This is a genomic window from Candidatus Accumulibacter cognatus, assembly GCF_000584975.1.
GTDB classification, from domain to species: domain Bacteria; phylum Pseudomonadota; class Gammaproteobacteria; order Burkholderiales; family Rhodocyclaceae; genus Accumulibacter; species Accumulibacter cognatus.
Window position 1 is genome coordinate 65970 of record NZ_JDST02000008.1, and the last position, 25396, is coordinate 91365.

Sequence of the window (25396 nt, forward strand, 5' to 3'; positions counted from 1 at the left end):
ATGAACATGTCTGAAAGCTTGGCAACCGTCTCCTATCTCGGAGCAACGATTCTTTTCATTCTCTGCCTCGGCGGCCTCAGCAATCAGGAGACATCCCGCCGCGGCAACCTTTACGGGATCATCGGCATGGCCATCGCCGTTCTGGCAACGGTCTTCGGTCCGCGTGTCGGCAGCACCGGTTACGCGTGGCTGATTGGCGCGATGGCGGTCGGTGCGACGATCGGCATCTATGCCGCACGAACCGTCCAGATGACCCAGATGCCGGAACTGGTCGCACTGATGCACAGCATGGTCGGCCTGGCCGCGATGTTGGTCGGCTTTGCCAATTACATCGACCCGGTCACGGCGACCGGTATGACCGGCGCCGAAAAGGCGATCCACGAGGTTGAAATCTATGTCGGCATTTTGATCGGTGCCGTCACCTTTTCCGGCTCGGTCATCGCCTTCGGCAAGCTGTCCGGCAAGATCTCGGGTAACCCGCTGCTGCTCCCGGCGCGCCACTGGATCAACCTTGCCGGACTGCTGGTAGTCATTTACTTCGGCCGGGAATTTCTGCATGCCAGCTCGATCAGCGATGGCATGACACCTCTGGTGGTGATGACCGCCATCTCCCTGTTGTTCGGCATCCACATGGTAATGGCGATCGGTGGTGCCGACATGCCAGTGGTGGTCTCGATGCTTAACAGCTACTCGGGGTGGGCGGCGGCGGCGACCGGCTTTATGCTCTCCAACGATCTGCTGATCGTCACCGGCGCACTTGTCGGGTCGAGCGGTGCGATCCTCTCTTACATCATGTGCGCGGCGATGAATCGCCACTTCATCAGCGTCATCGCCGGCGGTTTCGGAACGACCGGCGGGACTCCTGCACCGGCGGCAGGTGGGGTACAACCAGCGGGAGAAGTCGTTCCGATCAGCGCCCCGGAAACCTCCGAGTTGCTGCGCGAAGCCAAGAACGTGATCATCGTCCCAGGTTATGGCATGGCAGTGGCACAGGCACAGCACACTGTCTTCGAGATCACGCGCCTGCTGCGGGAGAAGGGTGTCAACGTTCGCTTCGGCATCCATCCCGTTGCAGGCCGCATGCCTGGTCACATGAATGTTCTTCTCGCCGAGGCCAAGGTTCCTTACGATATCGTCTTTGAAATGGACGAACTCAACGACGACTTTCCGCAAACCGATGTCGCCATGATCATCGGTGCCAACGACATCGTCAATCCGGCAGCACAGGATGATCCGAACAGCCCGATCGCCGGAATGCCCGTCCTGGAAGTCTGGAAGGCAAAAACCTCGATCGTGATGAAACGCAGCATGGCCTCCGGCTACGCCGGCGTGGACAACCCACTCTTCTACAAGGAAAACAACCGCATGCTCTTTGGCGATGCCAAGAAGATGCTCGATGAGGTGCTGGTCTCCCTGAAGAGCTGATCGGAAGTCGTCCTCCTTCCCCATTCGCCCAGCAACGCCCGCATGAGCGGGCGTTGCGTTGATCGAGGGGCGAATTTTTCGGATGTGGATCGACATCTGATAGAATCGTGCTGATGAGTGCAAGGGCGCATCCGCCCGCTATCCTATCTCTAGGGGGTGACATGGAGGTCAAAGAAGTTCTGCAGGTCAAAGATTCAGCACTGTTTGCCGTACATCCCGACTCACCTCTTTCGGAAGCGGTCATCATGATGGCCGAAAATGACATCGGCTCGGTGATCGTCATGGAGGGGGGAAAGCTGGCAGGAATGCTGACTTTCCGGGAAGTCATGGCAATCCTCGCCAAACGCCAGACCGAGCGCCGGGTCGGGCCAACGCCGCCGATTGCCGAAATTCTGGTCATCGAGGCTATGGACCGCAACCCTCCAACCGCTGATCCGGACATGGACGTCGACGAATTGCGTCGAATCATGGTGGACACGCACACCCGCTATGTGCCGGTCATGGAAGGGGATACTATCGTCGGGATCGTCTCCTTTCACGACGTCGCCAAAGCCGTTCTCGAAGAGCGCAACCTGGAAAACAAGCTGCTCAAGGCGTACATCAAGGACTGGCCATCGCCTTAACTTTAAGGTGATTTCCGCAAAACGCCATACCAGTAGTCATGATGGTAGGCGGGGCTCATGGCCAGCAATACAAGCCTCTTCGGTAGTCGTCCCGTATCTTTGCGGTATCTAGCTTCCGAGAAATCGCCTAAAGTCGCGTATGCGACTCAAGAGCCCCCTCTTCCCCCTCGCGGGGGGAGAGGGTAACGGTCGTAACTTTCCTGATCGGGGCTGTCTGGAAAAGTCACGACTGTTAGCGCGCCTCTCGCCGACACGCTACCCCCGCAGGGTTCTCAGCCCTCCGCACCCACTGCAAACAAGCGGCGATGTTCCTTGACGGCATAGCGATCGGTCATCCCGGCAATATAATCGGCCACCCTGCGAACTTGATCGCCGTCAGCAAGTACCTGATATTGAGGGGGCAACAAGCGCGGATTGCTGGCAAATGCAGAAAACAGATCGCTGACGATACGTCTCGCCCTGCTGGCCATCCGCAGAACCTGATAGTGTTGATAGAGTCGGATATGCAGGAAGCGCTTCAGTTGGCGCTGCACCGCGTATAAATCGTCGGAAAACGCCACCAGTGGCGGCGCCAGGTGAACCTCGGCAAGATCCCGCGGCTTGTGCCTTGCGATGTGCTTTCTGGTGGTCTCGATCAGGTCGCAAACCAGGGTATTGATCATGCGCCGGATGGTTTCGTGGATCAGCCGGCGCCCGTCCAGGTCGGGATGGACTTTCCGGACATCGGCAACGTGCCGGGAAAACAGGCTGACCTCCTGAAGCTGCTCGAGCGTGATCAGCCCGGCGCGCAATCCGTCGTCCACATCGTGATTGTTATAGGCGATTTCATCCGCCAAGTTGCAGATCTGCGCTTCGAGCGACGGCTGTGTGTGTCTGAGGAAACGCTCGCCGAGTTTCCCAAGCTGGCGAGCGTTGTCCAGTGAACAATGCTTGACGATGCCTTCGCGAGTCTCAAAACAGAGGTTCAGGCCATCAAAAGCGGCGTAGCGCTCCTCCAGCAGGTCAACCGTTCGCAGACTCTGCAGATTGTGCTCAAAACCCCCATGCGCACGCATGCAATCGTTGAGCGCATCCTGCCCGGCATGGCCAAAAGGCGTATGACCGAGATCGTGAGCAAGCGAAATGGCTTCAGCCAGATCCTCGTTGAGCTGAAGTGAACGTGCGATTCCACGCGCGATCTGGGCGACTTCAAGGCTGTGTGTCAGGCGGGTACGAAAGAGATCGCCTTCGTGGTTGACGAACACCTGCGTCTTATATTCGAGGCGTCGAAAAGCCGTCGAATGGACGATCCGGTCACGGTCGCGCTGGAACTCGCTGCGATGGGCAGGTGCGCTGTCGGAATAACGGCGACCGCGTGAGTTGAGCGCGCTGACCGCGTACGGCGCAAGCTCAGGCATGTGCGGAGCGCGCGCCAATGGCTTGGATGATTTCGGCAGGCGGTGCTGCGTCGCTCAGAACCGCCTGCCCAAGCTTCTGCAGGAGAACAAGACGAAGCTTGCCATCCAGAACCTTCTTGTCGTGCTGCATCAGTTCAAGATAGCGTTCGACGTTCAAGGCCGGCCCGCGCACTGGCAAGCCTGCTCGCTGAAAAAGCCGCTCGACACGCAGGAGGTCATGCCGGTCGATCCAACCCATTAGCAAAGATAGTTCCGCCGCCATCATCGAACCCACCGCAATGGCCTCACCGTGCAGCCATTCGCCATAGCCAACGCCAGTTTCAATCGCATGCCCAAAGGTATGGCCGAGGTTGAGCAAAGCTCGCTCGCCCGCCTCACGTTCGTCAGCGACCACTACCTCGGCCTTGTTCCGGCAAGAACGGCAAATCGCCTCAGCCAGGGTAGCCGGTTCACGAGACAGCAAAGACTCCAGGTTAGTTTCAAGCCACTCAAGAAAGGGCAAATCCCTGATCAAACCGTACTTGATCACTTCTGCCAGGCCAGCCCGCAGTTCTCTGTCCGGCAGCGTATTCAGAGTATCGGTATCGGTCAGCACAAGCTGTGGCTGATGGAAAGCCCCGATCATGTTCTTGCCGAGAGGGTGATTGATCGCGGTCTTGCCACCCACAGACGAATCGACCTGGGCCAGCAGGGTCGTCGGCACCTGGATAAAAGGTATGCCACGCTGAAAACACGCCGCAGCGAAACCCGTAATGTCACCAACAACTCCCCCACCGAGAGCGATCAGGGTCGTTGACCGTTCGCAGCGTTGCTCCAGCAATCCATCGAAAATCGAGTTGAGGGTTTGCCAGTCCTTGAACCGTTCGCCATCGGGCAGCACCATCTCGACGACTTCAACGCCGGCCCGGCGCAAAGGGTCTGCCAGGCGCTGCAGGTACAGCGGTGCGACGGTCACGTTACTGACGATCGCTGCTTTCGGCTGCCGCAGTACCAGCAACTCGGCGCGCTCGATCAGCCCCTGCCCCACATGAATAGGGTAGGAACGATCCCCGAGTGCGACCGTCAACGTTTTCATGGCTCTCCCACTTTCTTGATCAGCAAATTCAGAACCGACTGGACGGTGATTCGGCTGCCACTGACGACGAGATCGGCGACTTCGCGGTACAATGGGTCGCGTTGTGCATGCAGTTCCCGGAGCCTCTGGCGTGGGTCACTCACCTGTAACAGCGGTCGCTTCTTGTCATGTCGCGTCCGTTCGTGAAGCGTTGGCAGCGGCACATCGAGATAGATCACCAGACCACTTGCTCGCAGGTTCTGCCGGTTCTCGGGCCGCAACACGGCACCACCCCCGGTTGCCACCACCTGCGCATCCAGGTCAGCCAGCTCGGCAATGACCTGTGCCTCGCGTCTGCGAAAGCCGTCTTCACCTTCAATCTCGAAGATCGTCGGCAGACCGACGCCGGTGCGCGCTTCGACCTCGTGGTCTGTATCAACAAAATGATAAGCCAAGCGCCTGGCCAGGGCCTTGCCGATGGTCGTTTTTCCGGCCCCCATCAGGCCAACCAGATAGACATTGCGTTTGTCGTTGTTCACGCGCCTATTCTATCGCATGCTCAGGAGACGGCCATGGGAGCAGGAACTGCAGCGGCTGGCCCGTGATGCGTGCGCCAATGCACACACGTCACAGGCAGCAGCGATCAGCGCAACGACAGATTTTCGACAACGATCCTCGGCGTGATGAAGACCAGTAGTTCAGTCTTGTCGTCAATCCATTCCCGGTTCTTGAACATCCATCCAACATAGGGAAGGTCGCCAAAAAACGGGATTCGCTGGGTGTTGGTACGCTTTTCCTGCGTGTAGATGCCGCCAATAACCACCGTGCCGCCATTCTCGACCAAGACTTCGGTCTTGACGTGCTTGGTATCGATAGCCACCCCTGCCCCTGTCGACAAACGGGTGTTCGGGGTGTCCTTGTTGACGTCCAGGGTCATGGTGATCTTGCCATCCGGGGTGATCTGTGGCTTCACCTTCAATGAGAGATTGGCCTTTCTGAACGATACGCTGGTAGCACCAGAACTTGTTGCCTGTTGATAGGGAATCTCTACGCCCTGCTCGATGATTGCTTCCACCTGGTTTGCCGTCATCACGCGTGGACTCGAGATCACCTTGCCACGCCCGTCAGCTTCCAGTGCTGAAATTTCCAGGTTGAGAAACTGCGTCAGCGAATTATCGTACAGACTCAGGTTGAGCAGTCCCGGAGTCCCTGATCTTGGGGTCGCAGGCAGATTCACGAGACCGAATGAAGAAGATCTGGGGTCTGAATTGACGATGTACCCTTTGTCTTTGACCTGCTCTACAGTCGTGGTTACCCGGCCGGTAACCGAATCTACCGAAGAGGTCTTGTTTGTCGCTCCAAAGGACAGGCGAATGCCCAGATTCTTGGCAAATGAGTCGCCGGCTTCAACGATTCGCGCTTCGATCATCACCTGTCGGGCGGGGATGTCCACCTTGGCGATCATCGCCCGCACATCATCGAGACGGCTCGGCGTATCCTTGACGAACATCATGTTCGAACGGTCATCGAGAAGCGCGCTACCACGCTTCGAGAGCAAGGTCTGCTTGGGGTCGATCAGCAGCTTTTGCACCGCTTCAGCCTTGATGTAGTTCATCTGGAAACTCTCGGTCTGCAAGGGCTCGAGGTCACCGATCTGCACTTTCGATTCGAAATCGAGCTTTTCCTTGGTCGCAATTTCCTCACGTGGCGCAATCAGAATGACGTTTCCATTCTTGCGCATGTCCAGACCCTTCTGCTGCATGATGATGTCGAGTGCCTGATCCCAGGGCACATCCTTGAGAATCAGGGTAATCGAGCCGCTGACGGAGTCGCTGACGACCATGTTCATGCCGGTGAACTCGCCGATCACCTGCAACAGACGGCGCACATCGACATTCTGGAAGTTCAGCGACAACTTCTCGCCCTGATAACCACCACGCGAACCCTGTACCAGTTTGTTCGGATTCACGATGACCTGCTTGACCTCAATGACGAACTGACTGTCACTTTGATATGCGTTGTGTTCCCACAGGCCACGCGGCGTGATGATCATGCGGGTGTTGGCGCCCTGCTGGTCGGTTTGCACGGTCAACACCGGGGTTGCAAAATCGGTCACGTCCAGACGTTTGCGTAGCGTTTCCGGAACCGTTACCTTGGCAAAATCGACTACCAGCGTCGACCCTTGCTGCTTGATGTCGATGCCTGCATTGGCATCGGTGAGGTCAACCGTGATCCGCCCCTCGCCATCCTTGCCACGCCGGAAGGCGATGTCGCGAATGGTGTTGGACAAAGCAGACGGACGGGCCTGTGCGAAATGTTCGATCTGCGCCATACCCACTGTCGTCGCACTCGGTACCAAAGCAAGCAGCAGGCTGTTGCCATCGATCGTTGCCTCGTAGGTCATCGCCTTGTGCAGGTTCAGGACGACGCGAGTCCGGTCTTCCGCCTGGACGATGTTGGCACTTTTCAAATCGCCCTCGTTATACGCCTGGCTCGACTTGCCGAGGCCGTTGGTCGTGTTCGGAAAATCAAAGGCCATACGCGCCGGCTTGGCGACACTGAAGGCTGCCGGCAGTGCTCGCAGGGGTTCCTTAAAAGTGAGCTTGACATTCAATACCGAGCCTTGCTGCACGACATTCATCGACTCAATCGAATTGGGACGGACATCTTCCTGTGCATTCGCTGTTCCAAGAGCCCACAGCGCTCCGGCAACCAGGCCAAACAGGTATTGTTTAATGTACTTCATCACTTTGCTCCCTTCTCCTGCAAAAGCAAGGTACTCGTCCTCTCCACCCAGTCACCGGCCGAATCCTGGACGAGTTCTCGCAGGGTGACATCTGCCTCGGAAACGTTGACCACCACGCCGAAATTCTGCCCCATGTAATTTCCGATCTTGATTTGGTACAAAGTCCCTTCAACCTGGATGATGGCGTACGACACCTTGTTTCTCGTCATCACTCCGACGTATTTCAGCGACTCCAGGGGATAAAGCTCCAACGGTTCTTTTGGCCGATCGAGGTCAGGCCGCAGGCCACCACCGCCCTTCTTCTCCTCGGGACCCACCTTGGCCGGCTTGAAAGGGTCAAACAGACCGCCCACATCATAAGAGGCAGGCTCGTAGGGCTCAACTACCGGCAAGGGGGGGATTTTGGCCTTGGTATCCTGAGCCGCAGTTTTCATCCATTCACGCAGGTCCTCGTGATCGCCAGTGGAACATGCGACCAGGAAGAGCGTGCCAAGCAGGGCAACGAGTCTCCTCATTTCTTTCCAGCCTTCGCAGCTTGGGCGGCCTTCCTCTTCGCCGCCAGTTCTTCTTCGTCGAGATAGCGGAAGGTCTTGGTAATGGCATCCATCACCAACCCCCCGTCCTTGCCCTGGGCAATGGCGATATTGTTCAAGGTGACGATCCTGGACAGCTTGCCGATATCTCCGGCGAAGGCGCCGAAGTCATGATAAGAGCCGGTCAGGCGCACGTTGATTGGCAGTTCCGCATAAAAGTCCTTGACTTGCTCCGCTCCAGGTTTGAACAACTCGAACTGCAGCCCTCTGCCCATCCCCGCCTGGTTGATTTCAACCAGCAAGGCCTCGACTTCAGATTTGTTGGGCAATTGTTTCAGGAGCGCACCGAAGGAACGGTCAATCTCGTTCAGGCGCTGCACGTACAGATCGAGGTTTACCGCCAGTTTCTTCTTGGCAACGAACTCATCCCTGAGCTTCAATTCGGTTTGCTGCTTGTTTTCCAGGGACACCAACTGTTCATCCCAGAAGAACCACCAGCCACCCAACAGGATCAACAGGAACAGGGCCAACAGGATGGCTACACGCGGCACCAGAGGCCACGTCCCCACATCCTTGGGATTCAGATCCTGGAAATCCCGGAAGATTGCCCTCACGTCGATGTTTTGAAGAGCGCTTGCTTTCACTTCTGCTCTCCTCCTCCGACCGTCGTCCTCTTGATCGAGGCATTCATGGTGAATTCATTGAGGCGCCGCTTGTCAACGAGGACGGCCTTGATTTCCAGCAACTGCGGTTTTTCAAGCCACGGTGATGCCTCGATGTTGCGCATCAGCGTCGACACCCGGGCACTGGACTGGGCATAACCGCCGAGACTGATTCTCTGCCCCTCCTGCTTCAACGAACGCAGGTACACTCCTTCCGGCATCTGCTTGGCCAGTTCGCTCAGCAAACGCACCGCCTCTGCCCGATCACGCTGTAACGACTCGATGATCCGTTTACGCTCCATCAAGGCGTCGCTCTGCTCCTTGAGCCGCTTGATCTGATCGATCTCCTTGTTGAGGACGGCGATCTCCTTCTTGAGAAAATCATTCCTGGCATCCTGCGCCGAAATGTAACCGGCAATCACCGAATAAACGAGAACCCCGATCAGCCCTGCAAGCAGCGTCACCAGGCCCAGCAAGGCGTAAAACTGTTGCCGCCGCGCTCTGCGCTTCTCTTCCCGATGTGGCAGAAGATTGATCCGTATCATGCGTCGAATCTCCTCAGCGCAAGACCGCAGGCGACCATCAATGACGAAGCATCGGCCAGCAGATTCTTGCCGCGAACCCGTTCGGCGAGCAGCATGTTGGCAAAGGGATTAGCAATGATCGTGTTGATCTGGGTCCGGGAAGCCACCACTTCGTCAACACCCGGAATGACTGCGCAGCCCCCTGCGAGGACGATGTGGTTGACCTCGTTGAACTGCGTCGAAGTGAAGAAGAACTGCAAGGCACGCGACAGTTCCAGAGCTAGAGATTCGAGAAATGGCCGCAGTAGTTCGGCCTCGTATTTCTCCGGCAGCGTATTTCGGCGTTTCTCGGCCTCTGCCTCCTCGAAGCTCATGCCAAACATGCGGGCGATATCCTGCGTCAGTTGATTGCCGCCGAATGCCTGTTCGCGAGCGTACAGTTGCTGACCATTGCGGAGAACGGTGAAGTTCATCACATTGGCGCCGATGTCCACCAAGGCAATGATCTTCCCTTTGCCGCCTTCCGGAAGCTGAGCCTCAATCAGTTCAAAAGCGGCAAGCATGGCGTAGGACTCCACGTCCAACACTTTCGGCTTGAGGCCGGCTGATTCGGCAACGGCAACGCGGTCCTCCACCTTTTCCTTCCGCGACGCAGCAATCAGAACCTCGATCTCGTCAGGAGAAGACGGCGCTGGCCCGAGCACCTGAAAGTCCAGGTTGACTTCATCGAGCGGGAACGGGATGTATTGGTTGGCCTCGGACTCCACCAGCAGTTCGAGCTCATCTTCACGCTGCCCCGCCATGACAATGATTTTCTTGGTAATGACATGTGACGATGGAAGAGCGATGGCCACCTGCCGCGTCGAGGTCGCCAGTTTCTTCCAGGTCCGCCTGACGGATTCCGCAGCCGACTCAAGATTGACAATGTTGCCATCCGACACGACATCCCTTGGCAAGACCTCGATCGCGTAACGCTCGACACGGTAGCCACCCTTGCCATCACTGGCCAGCTCCACCATTTTGACCGACGACGAACTGATATCAAGACCGATCAGCGAGCGCGCCTTGGGATTAAAGATCGAAAAATCAAGCTGCAAATTGCCACCCCTCGCCTAAAAAACCCTTCAATAATTTGCAGTTAGCGTACCTATGGAGATTCTCCTTTTGATGCTAACAACAAGGTTACGGCATGTAAAGAAATTTCTGGAGGCTTTCAACGCCACCCTGCTGATGCTTGGCGTGAACCCCACAAATGCTCACCCGGCCTCCTTATCCGTTTGATTTTACATTTAATCGGCTCTACGAATGGGAGCACCACCGACGCCGGCAGCGTTTTCCGGCGGATCACTAGCGGACAATCCTCGCCAATTGACTCCACTTGCAGCAACAGCTACATTACTGGCCCGATCATTGCTCTCAGGCTGCTGGTGCTTGTTTTGCGCGGTGCGGACTCCGACCCCGATGCGCCCCTGCCCGTAAGGCACGGTATGCGGCTGAACACGGCCTTTCCTCAAAACACTCTGCTGTTGCTCGCCCTTCTCGCGCTGCTCGCCGCCTGCGGCAAGGAGCCAGTAGCCCCCGAGCCCACCCGGCCGGTATTGACGCGCGTTCTTGGCGAAAGCGCGGGAGACGAGTTCCTCGACTACTCGGGAGAGGTTCGCTCGCGTTACGAAATCCCGCTCGCCTTCCGCATTCCCGGCAAGATCTCTGCCCGCCTGGTCGATACCGGGGCCGTGGTCAAAGCCGGGGAAGTACTGGCCAGGCTCGATCCCGCCGATACCACCCTGGCGGCGACGGCAGCTTCCGCTCAACTGGACCTTGCCGCCGCCGATCTCGGGCGTTTCAGGAATCTGCATGCCAGAAACTTCGTCAGCCAGGCAGCCCTCGATGCCCAGGAGACTCGCTTCAGGGCCGCACTGGCACAGGCTGAACTGGCCCGAAACCAGACCGCGTATACGGTTCTCAGAGCTGAACAGGCGGGTATCGTCGGATTCGTCACGGCTGAAGTCGGCCAGGTTGTCGCCGCTGGGCAGACCGTGATGCGACTGGCGCGTGCCGACACCCTGGAAGTCGCGATCTCGATCCCCGAGACACACATGCCGGAGCTGCGCGCGCTTCGATCCGCCGAGGTGAGCCTGTGGGCAGAAAACGAGGCCATCTATCTGGGAACGCTGCGCGAAGTATCGGCAGTTGCCGACCCGGTCACCCGCAGTTACGCGGCGCGCGTTTCAATCCACCATCCGGATGCCCGGGTTCTGCTCGGGATGACCGCCAGGGTACACTTCCATCGCCCTGACGGGAAGGCCCACCTGACGGTGCCGCTGACAGCCATATTTCAGCACGCTGGCCAGCCAGCGCTATGGGTGGTCAGCGCGGAGCAGACCGTTACCTTGCGACCGGTTGCGATTGCCCGCTATCGGGAAGACGCCGCCGTACTGGACAGCGGCGTGCAGGCCGGGGAAAGAATCGTCGTCGCCGGCGTCCATAAGCTGAGCAGCGGCGAGCACGTCAAGGTCATCGAACAGGCACCCCGGTTTGACGAGCCACTGCCGAAAAAGGATCGGCAAGGCACCTCCAGGCGATGATCTTTCCCAATCTGTCCGAATGGGCGCTGCGCCACCGCTCGCTGGTCGCCTATCTGATCGTCCTGCTGATGCTTGGCGGTGTGCTTGCGTATATCAGGCTCGGCCGCGCCGAGGACCCGGACTTCACTTTCAAGGCGATGGTGGTGCGTACGCTGTGGCCGGGTGCCACCGCGAACGAGATGCAACTGCAGGTCACCGAACGGATCGAAAAACGCCTGCAGGAAGTCCCCTGGGTCGATGTGCTGCGCTCGCAGACACGCTCCGGCGAGTCCTTGATCACCGTTCTGCTCAAGGACTACACGCCGAAGAAGGAGGTTCCAGAAACCTGGTACCAGGTCCGCAAGAAGATCGGCGATATGCGGCATACTCTGCCGCAAGGCGTGCTCGGCCCTTTCATCAACGACGAATTTGGCGACACCTTCATCAACATCTACGCCCTGACCGGTGATGGCTTCGACCTTGCCACGCTGCGTCGCGAGGCCGACCGCATCGCCCGCGAATTACGGCAGGTCCCCGACGTCAAGAAAATCGAGTTGATCGGCGTCCAAGAAGAAAAGATCTACATCGAGGTTGCGCACGCCAAGCTGGCGACGCTCGGTCTGAATCCGCTGACGATCTTCGACGCACTGCAGAAGCATAACGCAATGACTCCGGCCGGATTCTACGAAACGCCGTCCGACCGGGTACGCATTCGCGTCTCGGGCGATTTCAAGTCGCTGGAGAGTATTCGCGAGATCGGCATCCAGGCCGATGGGCACCGGTTCCGCCTCGGCGACATCGCAACGATTGAACGCGGTTTTGCCGATCCACCGACACCCCGCATGCGCGTTCAGGGTCAGGACGCGATCGGCATCGCCATCGCCATGAACAAGGGGGGCGACGTGATCCGGCTTGGCGACCGCTTGCGCGCCGAAACCGAGCGACTGCAGAAACAATTGCCGCTGGGAATCGACATGCACATCGTCGCCGATCAACCGCAAATCGTCCGCCAATCGATGAACCTCTTCATGTCGTCGCTGGCCGAAGCCGTCCTGATTGTCCTGGCAGTCTCCTTCCTCAGCCTCGGCATGCGCACCGGCACCGTCGTCGCCCTGTCGATTCCGCTGGTACTGGCGGTCACCTTCCTGTTGATGTCCGTATTCGGGATCGACCTGCAACGGATCTCGCTCGGTGCGCTGGTCATCTCGCTGGGTCTGCTGGTCGACGACGCAATCATTGCCGTCGAAATGATGGTCGTGAAAATGGAACAGGGTTGGGATCGCTTCCGCGCGGCCACCTTCGCCTACACCTCGACCGCTTTTCCGATGCTCACCGGCACCCTGATTACTGCCGTCGGCTTCATGCCGGTCGGTCTGGCCAGGTCCGGCGCCGGTGAATATACCTTTTCGATTTTCGCGGTAGTGAGCATCGCGCTGCTGGTTTCCTGGGTCGTGGCGGTACTGTTCACCCCCTACCTGGGCTACCTGCTGCTGGACGCCGATAAACTGCACCACAAGGCCCAACAGCACGGTCAAGACACTTACCAGACGCCTTTCTATCGTCATGTTCGCGCGACCATCGAATGGTCTTTGCGGCATCGCTGGCTGGTGATCGCCGCCACGCTGGCTGCTTTCGTGGCGGCGCTGTCAGGTCTGGGACTGGGCGTACAGAAACAGTTCTTTCCGGCATCGAGTCGTCCCGAGTTACTGGTCGACCTGTGGTTGCCGAACGGCGCTTCCCTGCTAGCGACCAAAACGGCCGCCATAAAAGTCGAATCGATCCTTACCGAATCGGAGATGAAGCGCTCGATCAAGTACTTCGCGAGTTATCTTGGGAATGGCAGCCCGCGCTTCTACCTGCCACTCGACCAGCAACTGTTCAACGACAATTTCGCGCAATTGGTCATCACCACCCACGACCTCGCTGCGCGCGAGGACCTCAAGCGACGCCTTGAAGAACGCTTTGGCGATGTCGGCGGCGAATGGAGCGGCCTGCGCGCGCGCGTGCTGCGCCTCGAAAACGGTCCGCCAGTGGGCTTTCCGGTCGTCTTTAGGGTTTCCGGCGAAGACCTTGAAAAGTTGCAGCGGCTCGCCGCGGCAGTGGCCGACGTGATGCGCGCCAATCCGCATCTCAAGGAAGTGAACTTCGACTGGAACGAGATGGGCAAGATGATCCGTATCGACATCGATCAGGATCGCGCGCGCGCACTCGGCGTCAGTTCACAGGAACTCTCGGCTTTCCTCCATTCGATGTTGACCGGCGTTGCCGTGACGCAGATGCGTGCAGGCGACCAGTTGGTCGACGTGATCGCGCGCGCTGCCGGCGACGAACGTACCCGCATCTCGGCGCTGGCCGACATCAACATTCCTACCCGCAGCGGCCGCTACGTGCCGCTGGCGCAACTGGCAAAGATCAGCTTTGCGCTCGAAGATACCGTGATCGCTCGCCGCAACCGCCTGCCGACGATCAGCGTGCGTGCCGACCTCCGCGACGGCATGCAGGCGCCCGCCGTCACCGCTCAGATCGACCCCCTGCTCGACGACCTGCGTGCCCGGATGCCGCAGGGTTTCCGCATCGAAGCCGGAGGGGCCAGCGAGGAGTCGGCCAAGGGCGAGAATTCGATCAAGGCGGTGATGCCGCTGATGCTCATCGGCGTCATCACCTTGCTGATGATCCAGTTGCAGAATGTCGGCCGGATGTTGCTGGTGCTGTTCACCGCACCGCTCGGGCTGATCGGCGTCGCGCTGGCGCTGCTGATCTTCCAGGTGCCTTTCGGCTTCGTCGCCAACCTCGGCGTGATCGCGCTTTCGGGGATGATCATGCGCAATTCGGTGATTCTCGTCGACCAGATCGAGCAGGACGAAAAAGCCGGCAAGCCGGCCTGGGAAGCGATCATCGGCTCGACGGTGCGGCGTTTCCGGCCGATCATGCTGACTGCCGCAGCAGCCATCCTGGCGATGATTCCGCTAACCCGCAGCGTCTTCTGGGGACCGATGGCGGTTGCCATCATGGGCGGGTTGATCGTCGCCACGCTGCTGACCCTATGGTTCCTGCCGGCGCTCTATGCCGCCTGCTACCGGGTCAGGCCGACCGAGGGATGAACCGCAGGCGCTGCTGCCCGAGCTTGAAGTGTTTGAAGAGTTGCCCGTCTGCCCGACTGTGCTGGCCTCGGCTACCCCGCCAAGCGCATTGATGATGGCCACGCATACCGCCGTGTAACGCTCGGCAAGCGTCATCACCAGCCGGTCGAGCTCGTCTGGCGCGGCATCGCCGGCGCGTAGCGCCGCTTCCAGGGCGATGCACGCCTGCTGGACCCCGGCGACGCGCAGATTGGCTGAAACTCCCTTGAGCGCGTGCGCGCGGCGCTGCACCTCGTCGTGTTCACCGCGCAGCAGTTGCTGCGGCATCGCCGCAATCGTTTCGCCGTAACTGTCGACGTAGAGACGCAGCAAACGGCAATAGTTGGCCACATTGCCGTTCAGCAGTTGCACCCCGTCGACAGCGTCAAGACCGGCGATGCCCTTCAGGCGCGCCAGAGCATCCGGCTTTGCTGACCGCGCTGCCAGCCACTCTCCAGCCGGCACCGGCGCGCTGGCCGGGCGACGATCAGCCAGTGCGGGAGTTAGCCAGCGCAGCAGCGTCGCAAACAGTTGTTCGGGTTCCACCGGCTTGGCGACAAAGTCGTTCATCCCGGCGGCCATGCAGGCGCGCCGATCGTCCTCGAAGATATTGGCAGTCATCGCCACGATCGGCACCGCGGTGCGGCCGGGCAACGCGCGGATCGCGCGGCTGGCCTGCAGGCCGTCCATCATGGGCATCTGCACATCCATCAGGATCAGCGCATAGTCCGTTGCCGTGGCCATACGCAACGCCGCCTGGCCGTCGGCAACGCAGTCGACGGCAAGCCCAGCGCCATGCAGCAGTTCAAGCGCCACCTCGCGGTTGATCGCGTTATCCTCGGCGAGCAACAGGCGCGCCCCGGCATGGCACCGGCGCAAGGTGTACTCGGCACCTTGCGCCGGCTCAAGCCGAGGCGCCATGGCCTGATGACCACGCTGCAGGCGGGCGGTGAACCAGAAGCGACTGCCCTGACCGGGCACACTGTCGGCACCGGCATCGCCCCCCATCAGACGAGCCAACCGGCGCGTGATCGTCAGGCCGAGGCCGGTACCACCGTACTTGCGCGTCGTCGAAGCATCCCCCTGTTCGAAGGCCTCGAAGAGTTGCGGCAATTTTTCGGCGGCAATGCCGATGCCGGTATCCTCGACCTCGAAGCGCACCTGCAGGCTGTCCTGCGCCTCCTCGAGCAGGCGCGCGCGCAGGACGATGTGGCCGCGTTCGGTGAACTTGACCGCGTTGCTGGCGTAATTGAGCAGCGCCTGCCGCAAACGGGTCGCATCGCCGCGCAACCACAGCGGCACGTCGTGCCCTTCAACCTCGACCGTCAGGCCCTTGGCGCGCGCCGGCTCGACAATCAGCGAACGAACGCCATCCAGGATCGTATCGAGGCCGAAATCCCCCTGCTCCAGGTCCAGCTTGCCAGCCTCAATCTTCGACAGGTCGAGGATATCGTTGATGATCGCCAACAGATGTCGGGTAGCGGCATTGATCTTGTCCAGGCGCTCGCTCTGTTGCGGCGTCGGAGCGGTGCGCTGCAGGAGGTGCGTCAGGCCGACGATGGCGTTCATCGGCGTCCGGATCTCGTGGCTCATGTTGGCGAGAAAGTCGCTCTTCGCCCGGTTGGCGGCGTCGGCGCGCGCGCGCGCCTCGACCAACTGCGCCGTCCGCTCCTGCACCATCTCCTCCAAGTGACGCCGGTAGTGGTCGAGTTCGGCGCCGATCCGCTTCTTCTCGGTGATGTCCTCCTTGACCGCAACATAGTGCGTGATGCGCCCATTGGCCTGGCGGATCGGCGTGACGATCGCAAATTCGATGTACTCGACGCCATCCTTGCGGCGGTTGTACAACTCGCCGCGCCACCCCTGGCCAGCGCTCAGTGCTGCCCACAGCGCCACATACGTGCCCGGCGGCGTCTTGCCCGATTGCAGGATGCGCGGGTTCTCGCCGATCAACTCGGCACGCAAATAGCCGCTGCTGCGGATGGCGGCCTCATTCACGTATTCGATGCGCGTGTCGATGTCGGTAATGATGATGCTTTCCGGGCTTTGTTCGACCGCCAGCGAGAGCTTGCGCAGCTCGGCCTCGGTCTGCACGCGCCGGGTAATATCGTGGGCGAGCACCACATGCGCGCGCCGGCCACCAAAATCCAGCGCGTGCGAGGTGATCTCGACCAACAGCTCGCTGCCATCCCGGCGTCGATGCCGCCAGACGCCGGCATCGACGTTGGCCTCGACCTGAGCGACACGGGTCAGCAGGCGAGGAATCTCCTCCGCTGGCCGGATGTCCTTGATGGTCATGGCCAGGAATTCCTCGCGGCGATAGCCGTAGCGGTGGATCGCGGCAGCGTTGACGTCGAGGAAGGCCAATGTCTCTCGGTCATAAACCCACATCGGCTGCGGATTCGCCACAAACATCTCGCGGTAGCGCCTTTCGCTCTCCTGTAGCGCCAGCATCGCCTGTCGAGCGGTGCTGATGTCGGTCCACGCGCCGACAATCTCGACCGCTTGGCCGGCGGCGTCGCGGATCAGACGCAGTTCGTCGCGGATCCAGAGGTAGTGCCCCTCCTTGTGTGCGAAACGATATTCGTGCACCGTAATGCCGCCACAGGACGCAGAGAAGCGCAGCGCCGCTGCGCGATCGTCGGGATGCAGACCGGCTTCCCACCAGCCATCCTGCAGCGCTTCGGCTACCGTGTAGCCGCTGATTCGTTCGACATTGGCGCTGACCTGCTGCGCACGCGGCACACCGTCGATGAAACGCAGCGCGTAGAGCGTGGTCGGACTGGCTTCGAGCAGATGTTCGAGCTGTTGCGCAGTAGTGCGCAGCGTCGCTTCGGTGCTCTCCCTCGCGACCCGGTCGCGCAACGCCCGGATGCCATAAGCGAGGTCGTCGGCCAGTTCGGCGAGCAACTTGGTCTCGTCGGCGTCGAAGGCATCCGCTTCGCCAGCGTAGAGATTGAGGGCGCCAAGGCAGGCTCCGTCACCAGCGAGCAGCGGCAGCGCGATCGAAGCCGCATGGCCCTGCCGGTGCGCTGCTTCACGCCACGGCTCGATGCCGAAATCGCTCGACAGGTTCTGGGCCAGCACCGGCAGCCGCTCGCGGATCGCCGTACCGGTCGGGCCGTGGCCACAATCAAGGTCATCGTTGTGGATGTGGACTGTCGCCCCGGAGCCGTCTTCGCAACCGGCTGCTGCGACCGGACGAACCCGGCAAGGCTCATCGCCGCCATCGGGGTAAGCGACCCAGGCCAGGCGGTAGCCGCCGAATTCGACGAGCAGCCGACAGATCTCGGTGAGCAGGGTCGCCTCGTCGCTGGCCCGGACCAGCGCCTGATTGCATTCGCTCAAGGTACGCAGGGCGCGATGGCTTCGCCGCAGTGCCTCGTCCGCTTTTCTGCGCTCGCTGATGTCACGGACGAAGCTTTGATGGTAGCGCTTGCCTTCGACCGAAAAAGCACGGGAACTGACCTCGACCGGAAAGCAGGTCCCGTCGCGGCGCTGGTGCACGGCTTCGAAGAGGACTCCGTCGGGCTTTGCCGAGGCCTGCCACTGCTCTTTGAACGCGCCGAGAGTTTCCTTGCCGCGCAGGTCGCTGATAGGCATACCACGCAACTCGTCGGCACTGTAGCCGTAAGCGGCGACAGCCGCCGCGTTGGCTTCAACGATCTTGCCATTCTCGTCGATCAGCAGAATGATGTCGCGCGCCTCGCCGATCATCGTCTGGTAGTGGCTGGCGAGTGCCAGGTGCTCTGCACGCCGCTGGTCGACGAGTTGTTGTCTGCGCAGCGCTTCGGCCTGCACCTGCCGAAACGAGTCGGCGAAGCGCAGACGCTGCTGTTGATGGAGCATGATGCCCAGAAAGACAACCGCGAACAGTGCGGCGGCGATGCTCAGCGTGATCCAGAAGAGATCGTCCGGCCGGGTCTCTTGCCGCTCGGCCACCTGGCGCATCGCTGCCGCGCCGACGATCAGGATCAGAAGCGCCAGGGCCGCCACCGACAGCAGCAGCCGTCGACTGCCGCCGCCGTCCGGGGTCGCTGCGGCGCCTTCCGGCAGGCGCCGCAGCAGGGCATACAGCAACATCGAAGTCAGCCCGACGAAAGCCAGGCCCTTGAGCATGCCGAGCATCACCCGCGTCTCCGGCTGCACCCCCAGATGCCCGATCAAGGTGTCGGAAAAAAGGATCCAGAGGGTGGCGACGAAGGCATAGATGAGCACCACGCGCAACATTGCCGCGCGGCCATCCGACCGCATGGGCGTCATCACGGCACTGCCTGGATGCCGTCGGGCACAAATTGCTGGATAACGCCATGGGTGGCCGCACGGCGGGATTCATGGTAGCGAAATCCGGCGCGCACCGCCTCGACCAGTTTGACATCGTCCCAGGGTTTGGTGATGAACTGGTACAGCTCGCCGCTATTGACCGCGCGCGTCACCGCCTGCAGGTCGGTGTACCCGGAAAGCATCATGCGCACGGTGTCGGGGTAGAGCGCGCGCACCTTGGCGAGCAGCTCGCTGCCGTCCATCACCGGCAGGTGCGCATCCGAGATGATGACCTGGACCACATGCATGGCAAGCAGGTCGAGGGCCTCGGCACCATTGCTGGCAGCCAGCACGGTATAGCCCTCGCGGCGGAACAGGCGCTGCAGCGACGCCAGGATGCCGGCTTCGTCGTCGACAAGCAGCAGGGTGCGCGCCGGTAGCGCCGGATCGGCCGGCAACTCGAGCGCGCGGCCGCTGCCAAGCAAGGCTGCGAACTCGGCGGCGGGCAACGGCCGGCTGAACAGATCGCCCTGCATCTCGTCGCAGCCACGGGCGCGCAGGAAAGCAAGTTGCGCTACGCTTTCGACGCCCTCGGCAATCACCGACATGCGCAGGTTGTGCGCCAGTGAAATTACCGCCAGAGCGATCATCGCGTTGTCGGGGTCACGGTTGATGTCCTGGATAAAGGATTGGTCGATCTTCAGGTGGTTGAACTCGAAACGACGAAGGTAACTCAGCGAGGAAAAGCCCGTGCCGAAATCATCGATCGATAACGACACCGACCGGGCCTTGAATTGCCGCGTCGTGCGGATGAACGCCTCGGCATCCTTCATCACCGCGCTTTCGGTCAATTCGAGTTCCAGGCAGGCGGGGTCAAGGCCGCTCTCCTTGAGCGCTGCAGCGACCAGGGCGAGCATATCCTGGCTCTCGAACTGCCGCGCCGACAGGTTGACGGCGACCCGGATACGCGCCAGACCGGCGTCCTGCCAGGCCTTGTTCTGCAGGCAGGCCTGCCGCAACACCCAGGCGCCGAGCGGCATGATCAGCCCGGTGTCCTCGGCCAGCGGGATGAAGGTTGCAGGCGGCACCAGGCCGCGCGTCGGATGTTGCCAACGGACCAGGGCCTCGGCGCCGACGATACGACCGGTGCGCAGTCTGAGCTGCGGCTGATAATGCAACAGCAGCTCGCCGTTGCCGATGGCGCGACGCAGTTCGCCTTCCATTTCCAGGCGTTCGAGCGCGCGCGAGTCCATATCGGTGGCGTAGAGGTGGCTGCGCCCGCCACCCTCGGCACGCGCCTTGTGCATCGCAGAAACCGCGCAGCGAAGCAAATCGTCGCCGCGCTCGCCGTCCTTCGGGAATAAGGCAATGCCGATGCTCGCCCCGAGCGTCAGCTCGCGCCCTGCAACGACCAGCGGGCGAGCCATCGCCGCGATGATGGCCTGCGCAAGGACGCTGGCAAGTTCGACGCGGGCGATGTCGGCGACCAGCACGAACTCATCGCCTTCGACCCGTGCCAGGGTATCGGCCGGATGTACGTGCGCCGCCAGTCGTGCCGCCAGTTCGGTGATGACGCAGTCGCCGGCCTCACGACCCAGCGTTTCGTTGACGCTCTGGAAACGATCAGGTTCGATCGTCAGCACCGCCAGCACAGCGTCCGGGTGCCGCGGTTGCGCGATGGCATGCGCCAGGCGGTCTTTGAGCAGGTTGCGATTGGGCAAACCGGTCAAATCGTCGAACAGCGAGCCATGGGCTTGCAGATCGGGGCTGCCAACGGTGCGCCCATGCCGGGAAAGCGGGTGGTCACGCAGAATGGCGCGCGCGCGCCTGACATCGAGTTGATTGCGGACACGCGCAAGAACGACCGCCGACCGGACCGGCTTGACGAGGTAATCGACTGCGCCGAGTGACAGTGCGTACTCCTCATCGCCCGCATCCCAGCGTTCGGCCAGGAGAAGGACCGGGATGTCGCGTGTCACCGGATTCTCGCGCAGCGCATTCAGTACGGCATAGCCGTCCATCTCCGGCATCATGAGGTCGAGCAGTATCAGGTCCGGTGTCGGCTGTCGCGTGGCGACCGCGAGTGCGCCCGCGCCCGAGGACGCGACCAGAACTGCGTAATGGTGCTGCAGAAGCCCCCCGAGCACGGCGAGATTCTCCGGCTGATCGTCGACGATCAGCAGGGTGGCACGAGCGACGGTCGCTGGCATGCCGGGTTCTCGGATGATGCGCTTCTCGGTAATCCCTGCGCTAATCTTCGACATCTGCAGAGCAACTGCAATTCCAGGTTCATCGCACCCACGGCGGCGCCATACGGCGCCAGGGCCGGCCGTGCCGGCGTCCGGCGGCTGGATCGGCAGCGTGACGCGAACCGCCGTGCCGGCGCCGACCTGACTGCGTTCATCGATCATGCCAAGGTGGCGGGCAACCACTCGCCTACGCGAGTGCCAGCCCAAACCTTGACCTTTCCCCTCACCCCCGTTGAACTGCTGCGTCCCGATTTGCTGAATAGTCGTCGTTTCGAGACTTGCCGATCCTCCTGCAAGCTTCCCCCCGCAGAGAGAGCACATCGCTTTTAGCCTTGGCCAATTGGCCGACGCAGAAATACCCGCTCATGATACGCTCAAGTCGGTCGCTCGGTTCAAACCTCGCGCCTGCCGAATCACTTTATGCCGACATGAGATAATTCCGCCGTCAACCCATCCAGGCCGCCTGGTTTGACCTGCTTCTGCCAGAGCTGCTGCAACGACCCTGGCCAGGAAATTGTTGCTGCGCGGTCCGCAAGGCATCGTCCACCCGTACCAACTGCCGGCAAGTAACGCTTGCGAATTCGCCCAGGGATCGCGGTATGATGTCTGCCAACGACCAGACGGACCGCCATCGATGAGCAGCAGACTGATCACCACCTGGAGCGACTACGACGGCGCGGTGCAGGAAATCCTGGATCTGACAACCGCGACGCTAGAGATTTTCGATGAAGACCTCGCGCCGCTCAAACTCGAACGTCCGGAGCGGATTGCCGTGCTGCGTGGCTTGCTTGCTGCGCGGGAAGACCACCAGCGCCACCAGCGATTGACGATCGTCGTGCAGAAGCCGGCGTTCGTCAGACAGTACAGCCCGCAGTTGATGAACCTGCTGACCGTTTATGCACCGGCGCTGACGATCACTCAATCACCGCCCCACCTCGACACCCTCAAGGATTCGCTGCTGATCGCCGATGGCCGGCACACACTGATCCGCTTCCATCGCGATCATGCACGTGCCCGACTAATCGTCGATGACGTCCACGAGTGCACGCCCCATATCCAGCGCTTCGAAGAAATCGTCGCCGCTGGTGGCGAGCCGCTCAGTTCGAGCACACTTGGACTGTAAGTTCGTGTCGCCCGCATCGATCGATCATTGCGACTTTAATTCTACTTTGCCACATTGCGCAAACGGTTGAAATACAGGCTGTTGAGCCACATATCCAATGCTCTATCACACAAGGAGTATGACGATGAGAACTCCCAATTTATTTATTTGGGATCGAGCGTGCAGTAGCCGGCTGCTGCGAGAATCTGAGCAGTCATTTTGAGTCGTTCCGAGAGTGTTTCCGCAGTAAGACGCGAAACACGGCCGAACCAGCTGAACAGTACTTGCGGGGTCTTTTTCAAAGTCCTCGTGCGAACCTGGAACAGATGAGCGAGACGGTGGCGGAGACCGAGTATCACAGCCTTCACCACATGTTGAGCGATGCCGCATGGGACTTTGAGAAGGTGCGTCGGGAGACGGCGCGACAAGCGGACGACCTGATCGGTAGGCCAGAGGCGGGATTGTTGCTCGATGAGTCTGGGTTCGAAAAGAAGGGGGACCATTCAGCGGGCGTGGACAGGCAGTATAACGGTCGCCTGGGCAAGGTCGAGAATTCGCAGGTTGGAGTGTATGCTGCGTTGGCACACGGATCGATGGCCGCGATCATCGACTTCGAGTGGTTCCTGCCAAAGGACTGGGTAGCAGATACCAAGCGTTGCAGGGAAGCCGGGATTCCGGAATCGGCACAGGTCTTTCGGAGTAAGCCGCAGATGGCTGCCGAGATGGTCAAGCGGGCACGGGCTGCTGGGGTGCGCTTTGGCTTCGTTGGTGCCGATGGCCTCTATGGTCACGCGACCTGGTTGCTGTTTGATGGGGACGATGCAGGCGAGGTCTTTGCTACCGAGGTTCACAGCGACCAGCAGTTTTACTTTGCCGATCCGGGAAAGGCGTGGGTCCCCGCCTGGGAAGCCCGCGAATGGGCCGCGCGCCTGAAACGAAAGGAGTGGCACCCGGTGATCCTGCGCGACGGGGAGAAGGGTGAAGTGCGTGCGATGTTTGCCCATACCCGCGTATGGATCCGTCATCCGAACAGCGCACAAGCCCGCCCATGGCATCTCCTGGCGCGCCGCGACGGCACGAAGGTGAAGTTCCTGCTCTCCAACGCGGCGCCCGACACGCCACTTGCCGAACTGGCGCGAATGCAGGCACAGCGCCACTTCATTGAGCGCGCCTTCGAGGATGCAAAAGGTTGCTGCGGGATGGCCGACTACCAAGTGCGCAAGTGGCGCGCCTGGTATAACCACATGGCGCTCGTCTGCGTCGCTCTGCTCTTTCTCGTCAAGGAGCGGCGGCAACACTCGCCCTACGCCGAGTTACTGTCCTGTGCCGATGTCTTCGACATGCTCGTGGCTCAGCTCCCGATGAAGATTCACGGTCGCGAAGACCTCGAGCGAATCATCGCCGAGCGTCATGCGAGACGACAAAGCGCCCGCGACAGCGCCTACCAAAGGCAGCCGCCAGCACCGAAAAATGCCATTCGAGTCTGTTAAAGTAGAAGTAGTTACAGGAATTTCTCCAACAAAGAACTCGTTGCCGTCGGCCAGCAAGTGGCGGGTGAACTCCGAGAGGTCTTTCATGACATTGTGTAAGAGGAAAGAAGGGGGCCGGGTTCAGACCTCATTTCTACTTTCTACTAAAAGCCTTTCAAACGGGGTGACGTTGTATGGAATTTCGCGCAAGCGGATGGTCACGGCCACGGCCGGGGTCCGTTAACAGGTGGATTGTGGCGTGTTGCGGCGCAACATGCGGGCGAGTGGACCGGGGCTCAGGGAAGGTTTCACCGCCGCAAATCCGGCGCTTGATTCTTGACCGAATAGTGTATATTGTTCGTGTATATAGCATTTTGGAGGCCATCCATGCCCGCCAGTACCGTCTTCACCAACAATCGCACCCAGGCGGTTCGCCTGCCCGCCGAACTGCGCTTTCCGGATTCGATCAAGAAGGTCGATGTGCGGGCCGTCGGCCAGGAACGCATCATTGCCCCTGCCGAAGCGGCCTGGGACAGTTTTTTCCTGGGCGAAAAAACCGTGACCGACGATTTTCTGCCGGAACGGGCCACCCAGGAGCAGCCGGATCGGGAAAGCCTTTAATCCGTGCTGACCCACTTGCTCGATACCAACATCGTCATCTACGTCGTCAAGCGGCGTCCAATCGAGGCTTTGGCGTCCTTCAACCGCCACTACGGCCGCTTGGCCGTCTCAGCCATCACCCTCGCCGAGCTGGTCCATGGCGCCGAGAAAAGCAGCGACCCCACCCGCAATCTTTCCGTGGTCGAGGATTTCTGCAGCCGCCTGAGCGTCCTGCCCTATGGCGAGCGGGAGGCCTACCACTACGGCAGCATCCGCGCCGCGTTGGAAAAGCTGGGCCAGCCCATCGGCGTCAACGACCTGCACATTGCGGCTCAGGCGCGGGCCCACGGGTTGGTCCTGGTCACCAACAACCAGCGAGAATTCGAGCGGGTGCCGGGGCTAATGCTGGAAAACTGGGTAGCAGGGTGAAGGGAAGAGCTCTTTTGAAATGTAGATCGTAAATTCGCCCCTTCAAAATTAGCTTTTTCGCCACCAACGGAATGGATCCTCAAGGTAGATTTATTCACAAACTCTCAGAGGCTGTGAATTTTTCACTTCCGCACCACGTTGGGCACAACCAGACGGCTGGCGCCCGCCTGCGCCCAATGATGCTTAATGGATGTTTTGGCTGGCCTTGTGGCCTGGATCTCCCCCTTTTCCGCGCCTTTCTCCCGATTACCCTGCCATTTGCGGTACTGCGGACGTTCCTGTCCCTATGCCGACCAGTTCGGGGGGCGAGCGGAGCGGCGCGCATGAGGTTGTGCGCCAGTGCGAACAGCAGCGCGACGCCCTTGACTTTCTTCAGCCCGCGAACCAGTCAGCCCTTCAGGCTGCGGTTGCTTGCCGGCGCATTCACCCATTCGACAGTCGCCGAGCGATCCTTGTAGAGCGCCTTGGCCTCATCGCTTCCCATACGTTCCCGCCATTTGGCCACCGCCGGGCTGTCCTTTGCCTTCGCTTGGTGAACGTCGACTGCCGGGTCTTTGGTCTTCGGCACGGCCGCATAGACGGTGGTCTCCCCAGCCACCGCGTCGAGTTGCCCATGCCAGGATAGCCGCCATCGACC

Annotated in this window: 18 protein-coding genes and 1 pseudogene; 8 read left to right on the forward strand and 11 right to left on the reverse strand. The window is 60.5% G+C overall.

Annotation, left to right across the window (positions count from 1 at the left end; genetic code table 11):
• The first annotated feature begins 6 nt into the window (after positions 1-6).
• Together pntB and AW06_RS02180 are read left to right on the forward strand one after the other, a co-directional pair.
• Positions 7-1425 carry a Re/Si-specific NAD(P)(+) transhydrogenase subunit beta gene (gene pntB / locus AW06_RS02175; protein ID WP_034944863.1) on the forward strand — a complete coding sequence of 473 codons (1419 nt, stop codon included), beginning with the start codon at positions 7-9 and terminating at the stop codon, positions 1423-1425.
• A gap of 161 nt (positions 1426-1586) precedes the next feature.
• Positions 1587-2048, forward strand: a complete 462-nt coding sequence (locus tag AW06_RS02180; protein WP_034944866.1) for a CBS domain-containing protein — start codon at positions 1587-1589, stop codon at positions 2046-2048.
• A 272-nt stretch (positions 2049-2320) separates the two neighbouring features.
• Here AW06_RS02180 and AW06_RS02185 read toward each other — a convergent pair whose 3' ends face one another.
• From AW06_RS02185 to AW06_RS02220, 8 genes are all read right to left on the reverse strand, one after another.
• Positions 2321-3445 carry a deoxyguanosinetriphosphate triphosphohydrolase gene (locus AW06_RS02185; RefSeq protein WP_034944869.1) on the reverse strand — a complete coding sequence of 375 codons (1125 nt, stop codon included), beginning with the start codon at positions 3443-3445 and terminating at the stop codon, positions 2321-2323.
• Positions 3438-4520, reverse strand: coding sequence for a 3-dehydroquinate synthase (gene aroB, locus AW06_RS02190; RefSeq protein ID WP_034944873.1), 1083 nt, complete (start codon positions 4518-4520; stop codon positions 3438-3440). Before aroB ends, AW06_RS02185 begins: the two co-directional genes overlap by 8 nt.
• A complete protein-coding gene (locus tag AW06_RS02195) occupies positions 4517-4999 on the reverse strand; it encodes a shikimate kinase (RefSeq protein ID WP_046534834.1) in 483 nt (160 codons plus the stop codon). The genes aroB and AW06_RS02195 overlap by 4 nt, the downstream gene beginning before the upstream one ends.
• Before the next feature lie 143 nt (positions 5000-5142).
• On the reverse strand, positions 5143-7245 hold the full coding sequence (locus AW06_RS02200; RefSeq protein WP_034944877.1) for a type IV pilus secretin PilQ: 2103 nt from the start codon (positions 7243-7245) through the stop codon (positions 5143-5145).
• On the reverse strand, positions 7245-7760 hold the full coding sequence (locus AW06_RS02205; RefSeq protein WP_034944878.1) for a pilus assembly protein PilP: 516 nt from the start codon (positions 7758-7760) through the stop codon (positions 7245-7247). The genes AW06_RS02200 and AW06_RS02205 overlap by 1 nt, the downstream gene beginning before the upstream one ends.
• Positions 7757-8422, reverse strand: a complete 666-nt coding sequence (locus tag AW06_RS02210) for a type 4a pilus biogenesis protein PilO (RefSeq protein WP_046534824.1) — start codon at positions 8420-8422, stop codon at positions 7757-7759. Before AW06_RS02210 ends, AW06_RS02205 begins: the two co-directional genes overlap by 4 nt.
• Positions 8419-8985, reverse strand: coding sequence for a PilN domain-containing protein (locus tag AW06_RS02215; protein ID WP_034944880.1), 567 nt, complete (start codon positions 8983-8985; stop codon positions 8419-8421). The genes AW06_RS02210 and AW06_RS02215 overlap by 4 nt, the downstream gene beginning before the upstream one ends.
• On the reverse strand, positions 8982-10061 hold the full coding sequence (locus AW06_RS02220; RefSeq protein WP_212761121.1) for a pilus assembly protein PilM: 1080 nt from the start codon (positions 10059-10061) through the stop codon (positions 8982-8984). Before AW06_RS02220 ends, AW06_RS02215 begins: the two co-directional genes overlap by 4 nt.
• Positions 10062-10451: 390 nt before the next feature.
• Here AW06_RS02220 and AW06_RS02225 point away from each other — a divergent pair, with 390 nt between their 5' ends.
• Together AW06_RS02225 and AW06_RS02230 are read left to right on the forward strand one after the other, a co-directional pair.
• Positions 10452-11549 (forward strand): efflux RND transporter periplasmic adaptor subunit, encoded by a 1098-nt coding sequence (locus AW06_RS02225; protein WP_034944882.1) that lies wholly within the window; start codon positions 10452-10454, stop codon positions 11547-11549.
• Positions 11546-14629 carry an efflux RND transporter permease subunit gene (locus AW06_RS02230; protein ID WP_034944884.1) on the forward strand — a complete coding sequence of 1028 codons (3084 nt, stop codon included), beginning with the start codon at positions 11546-11548 and terminating at the stop codon, positions 14627-14629. Before AW06_RS02225 ends, AW06_RS02230 begins: the two co-directional genes overlap by 4 nt.
• On the opposite strand, the gene AW06_RS19735 is transcribed toward AW06_RS02230, so the two are convergent.
• Complete coding sequence (locus AW06_RS19735) at positions 14570-18910, reverse strand: PAS domain S-box protein (RefSeq protein ID WP_273704310.1); 4341 nt, start codon at positions 18908-18910, stop codon at positions 14570-14572. The two genes, AW06_RS02230 and AW06_RS19735, sit on opposite strands and share 60 nt — an antisense overlap.
• Positions 18910-21321, reverse strand: coding sequence for an EAL domain-containing protein (locus tag AW06_RS02240; RefSeq protein ID WP_273704311.1), 2412 nt, complete (start codon positions 21319-21321; stop codon positions 18910-18912). The genes AW06_RS19735 and AW06_RS02240 overlap by 1 nt, the downstream gene beginning before the upstream one ends.
• A 472-nt stretch (positions 21322-21793) precedes the next feature.
• On the opposite strand from AW06_RS02240, the gene AW06_RS02245 reads away from it, so the two are divergent.
• The 4 genes from AW06_RS02245 to AW06_RS02260 all read left to right on the forward strand — a co-directional run bounded on the left by AW06_RS02245 (position 21794) and on the right by AW06_RS02260 (position 24759).
• Positions 21794-22282: a hypothetical protein gene (locus AW06_RS02245; RefSeq protein ID WP_034944937.1), complete on the forward strand. Its 489-nt coding sequence runs from the start codon at positions 21794-21796 to the stop codon at positions 22280-22282.
• Between the two features lie 185 nt (positions 22283-22467).
• Complete coding sequence (locus AW06_RS02250; protein ID WP_273704312.1) at positions 22468-23751, forward strand: IS701 family transposase; 1284 nt, start codon at positions 22468-22470, stop codon at positions 23749-23751.
• Between the two features lie 366 nt (positions 23752-24117).
• Entirely contained in the window at positions 24118-24351 is a 234-nt protein-coding gene (vapB, locus tag AW06_RS02255) for a type II toxin-antitoxin system VapB family antitoxin (RefSeq protein WP_034944889.1), read from the forward strand.
• A 3-nt stretch (positions 24352-24354) separates the two neighbouring features.
• Positions 24355-24759: a type II toxin-antitoxin system VapC family toxin gene (locus tag AW06_RS02260; RefSeq protein ID WP_034944890.1), complete on the forward strand. Its 405-nt coding sequence runs from the start codon at positions 24355-24357 to the stop codon at positions 24757-24759.
• 246 nt (positions 24760-25005) lie between these two features.
• Here AW06_RS02260 and AW06_RS19740 read toward each other — a convergent pair.
• A pseudogene (locus AW06_RS19740) lies at positions 25006-25396 on the reverse strand (transposase); the annotation flags it as partial.